This is a genomic window from Cupriavidus sp. 10L43_2, from assembly GCF_056395265.1.
The window spans coordinates 1-1,033 of record NZ_JBFTJE010000048.1 but is presented as its reverse complement, the minus strand read 5'-3'; the positions used below and the strand labels follow the sequence as shown (position 1 = coordinate 1,033).

The following is a 1,033-nucleotide window of genomic DNA, read 5'->3' as shown; positions in this document are numbered from 1 at the left end:
GAATGGCGAAGCCGAGTGATTCCACGCCGTTTTCACTGACTTTCATGCTGTTGATTCCGATGACCTGGCCGCTGGAGTTGATTAACGGCCCGCCGCTGTTACCGGGATTAATCGCCGCATCCGTCTGAATCACGTTCATTTCCACCGTGCCTTGGGAAGTGTCGGCGTCTACCGTTCTGTTCAGTCCGCTGATCACACCTTGTGTGACGGTGCCGGAAAACTGCTGGCCGAGCGGGTTGCCGATGGCGATTACCTTATCGGCAATGCGCAGCTGTGAAGAATCGCCGAAGCTGGCCGCTTTTTTGACATTGGACGAGCTGATTTCCAGTACGGCCAGGTCACTGATGGCATCCTTTCCGACAAGCTTTGCCGTTTCGGTTTTCCCGTTATAAAGAGTGACCGACAGCTTGTTTGCTCCTTCTACGACATGGTTGTTTGTGATGATGTACGCTTTTTGGCCGTCTTTTTTGAAAATGACGCCTGACCCCGTGCCGCTCTCCGTTTCAGAGCTTGAACCGCCGTCAAGTCCGAATTGGCCGCTTTGCGACGCTTGATAGTTGGACACTCCGACAATCGCAGGCTCCAAATCTTCTACCATATCTGCCACACTTGAGGTATTTTTCAAAGGCGTTGACGTAAAATTCGCAGACTGAACTTGTTTCGCCGTATCAGAAACAGATTCTGCCTTATGCTGCTCACCCGGCAGATTCGGCACAATGCCAAGCACGAGGCCGCCGCCGATAATGCCGCCTAAAATCGGGCTCAGCCAAGCGGCTCTCCGTTTTTTTTCTTTTTTCACGGCAGCCGTTTTTTCAAATTCCGTACCGGCCGCCGTCTCTTTTTCCGCTTCTTTAGAGACGGGGCCTTCAAGCAGCTCAGGTTCCTGATGGCTGATCCGCTGCTGTTCATTGCCGTTTTGCTCCGTATGTGAAAGATCTGACTGATCGCGGCTGATGCCGTCATCTCGCTGATCGTTCATATTCACGCACACTCCTTCAGTATGTTCTCATTCTATTCATTACATATTCATCGC

At 51.8% G+C, this 1,033-nt stretch carries 1 protein-coding gene; it reads right to left on the bottom strand.

Going from position 1 to position 1,033, the window contains the following annotated elements; translation table 11 throughout:
* On the bottom strand, positions 1 to 979 hold a 979-nt coding region (locus tag AC1DEL_RS27540), incomplete at its 3' end, for a S1C family serine protease (RefSeq protein WP_477159245.1).
* Positions 980 to 1,033: the final 54 nt, after the last annotated feature.